The sequence below is a fragment of the Nitrobacter vulgaris genome (genome assembly GCF_031453995.1).
Taxonomy (GTDB): Bacteria; Pseudomonadota; Alphaproteobacteria; order Rhizobiales; family Xanthobacteraceae; genus Nitrobacter; species Nitrobacter vulgaris.
The window spans coordinates 1-2,715 of sequence record NZ_JAVDPZ010000079.1; the positions used below are offsets into that span (position 1 = coordinate 1).

General features: G+C 53.6%; 2 protein-coding genes. Both read right to left on the reverse strand.

Translation table 11 applies throughout. From position 1 onward, the window contains the following. Positions 1–345: 345 nt before the first annotated feature. Positions 346–567, reverse strand: coding sequence for a hypothetical protein (locus tag GGQ85_RS20590; protein ID WP_309776069.1), 222 nt, complete (start codon positions 565–567; stop codon positions 346–348). 989 nt (positions 568–1,556) lie between these two features. Continuing rightward, positions 1,557–1,916, reverse strand: coding sequence for a hypothetical protein (locus GGQ85_RS20595; protein ID WP_309776070.1), 360 nt, complete (start codon positions 1,914–1,916; stop codon positions 1,557–1,559). Positions 1,917–2,715 lie beyond the last annotated feature (799 nt).

The following is a 2,715-nucleotide window of genomic DNA, read 5'->3' on the forward strand; positions in this document are numbered from 1 at the left end:
GCTTCGCCGCCATGATCTGCTCCGTGACGAATCACGGAGCTCTATGAATCAGCGATCAAACCGATTGGGAATCCTGAATGTCGATCGGTTCTAGGCCGAAGCGGTTCTTGCCGCAGTAAGCGCAGACCTTCCTCTCTATTGGCATGGCGACCTCCTTCGGCATAGGAGGTGTGCGGCGGCGGTAAAACATCAAGAGCGCGGCTTCTACCGTCGCATCAACTCGTCATGGCCGTTGCCGCGTATCGTCTCTCCGCCAACGCTCTTCCTCGTGCAAAAAAGTCCCCCCCCATTAAAGCGGGAGCAGTCGGCTTGCCGGGACGAAGGGGAGTCCGACAAGGGTGGGGTTCACGGGTAGCGGAGGGCGGCAATGAAGTCGCCGTGCGGGCCGTCGGGCACTGGCCCTTCGATTTCCGCTCCTTCGATCATCCGGCAGTTTGTGAACGATGCCTCGCAGTGCGGTGAGCAGAACGTCTTGCCCCCGCTGTGCCGGCGCATGAGGCCGAAGGCGGACTGGTTGCAGTAGTCGCAGGTCTTCTTGATGCGTGGTTGGCGCTTTGATTGCCACATTGGCGACGGCTCCTCGGTTGTGGAGGCGTACTGCGGAGTGGGAGACTCAGACGCAACTGCGCGGCACGATTCCAAAACCGACGAATCGAGCTGGCTGGTTGTATCGTAGCACAAGCTCAATCCGGGCCGAAGCGAGTGCACAGCTTTGTCCGCCGTTTCCTGGACTGCCCCGCCAGGGGTCGCTAAAGCAACGATGGGCTGGCCACGCTCGCGCTATTGACGCGGAGTGCTCGTGCTCCAGGCAAAAGGGATGCGCCGATGCAGCCGATGGCCACCTTCAATCCAGACGTCCCGTGCATGGTGCACGACGAGCTTAACGACCAGCGCCCTCAATTCACTTACGATCGTGCTGACGAAACAATCGATCCTGGGTCACGCGCGTCGGCGAAACGACCGCACCAGGGCAGCGGAGTACGGCGGTCGGTGTGCCGGTTTAACCTTGGTGCAAAGTTTTGTTTAAATTCGTATGAACTTTTAGGAAGCACTGTGAGACATAACAGCGATCACGACTTTTCGTGAGTGGCGCAGCATTTCCTGGTCTGTCCGATCATTCGCCTTGGAACCAATTGCGCACATTGTTTTCATCACCGTATGGATCATGGCTACAATCGGTGATGAGAACGCGAACTGTGTTCCACGCCCGATTTAGGATTGGAGCGCGCCGTGATGAAATGAAAGCCGTTATCACCAGTGGTAGACCAATCCAATCCGGAGTTTGACGGCGATAGTAGCACTCAGAAGATCATGCTTCTGGTCATTGCTGTTGGATTTATTGTTTTGACCGGACTGCTGCTCTATTTGCCGTTCATGTCTTAGCTTCAATTCGCGGTTTCTTCTCAACATGGCACTCGCTTTGCTTTGGACAGAACGTTCAATGAGATCACAACGCAAAGTGCCTTGTTATGACCCAAACACTATCTCACCAAGACGCAACACGCGCGCTCTTTAAGCAAAAATGGTACAGTAGACATCGGAAAATACGCCGCGCGCTATTTTTTTTGCGAAAGAAGAAGCCGGGGTGGGGGCGACTGTTGATCGCCGTGATCGTCATCGACAGCCTGGTCGCGGGCGGGGGCTGGTTTGCCGTCGGTTACTTCATCAAATGATTGCTCAGAGGCGCTGGTCCCGAGGCCGATCTGAATAAGGACATAGGCTGCCTGGTTCACGACCAGACACGCGACTATGATAACAACTCCATTTCCGGGTCCAAAGCCGTGCATATGGAGAACAGCGGCCGAGACGAGGACAATCAGCACTGCGAGGGGTACAAGGACAAAGACTTTTAAACGTAAGCTTGCGGTTGCACCTATCAGTGCGCTGGTAGACAGCAGAACAAGAGCTATATCCATGCTTATGCCATTGCGATTGTTGCCTTATAGACTAACTATACCTCCCGGCATCATTAACGTTTGGTGTTATTTAGCGGCTGGCAAGGTGTTGTGTCTCTCCCAAGACGTAGGACCGCGCTTGAACTGATCGTGGCCTGGATCTCTTGATAAAGTGTTCAAGTTTCACCATTTCGAGAAAGAGTTTGACCATCTTTAAAATCTAGGCGCTGGGCCGTGTGCCAAGCGTCATCTATCAGTTGTTCGAGCGCTTCATGTTGTGGGAGTGATGACATTTGTCCTGCCGATCTGAGAAAGCTGGCGGAGAAAGTGATCGACGCGCGCACCTAACTGACGTAAATCGCCTGTTAAAAGCATTCATAAAAACAGCGAGTCCCGACAAAGGGTGATTGAACTAGCCGAACGTTTTACGAAACAAGTTTGATGTGCTCGCGAGCCGCACCACATTGGAGCGAAGGAGAGACGGCGGGACAAGTACGCGAATCCGTACCTTGACCTATCGGATGAGGTTATGTCTAGTCGCAGTGGTCTGGGCGGTTTTTTGCTTGGGCTGCTAACGTGAGGTCCGTAAAACACAGAACACCGCGCGGCGAACTATGTTCGTCGGCGGCGCTGGTTCGTGGCTGGTCCTAAAAACTTCCCCAGCAATCATGAGGCGATTGAACCCGTAAAAAGGTTCAAACCAATTTTTTCGTATGCCGATTCAGTCTAGCACTACTTTGGCAGATTTATTAGATGGATCGTCTCAACAGGATTCTCGAATCACGTTTTCAATGATTCATGGGTGGTCGGCTTTTTGGAG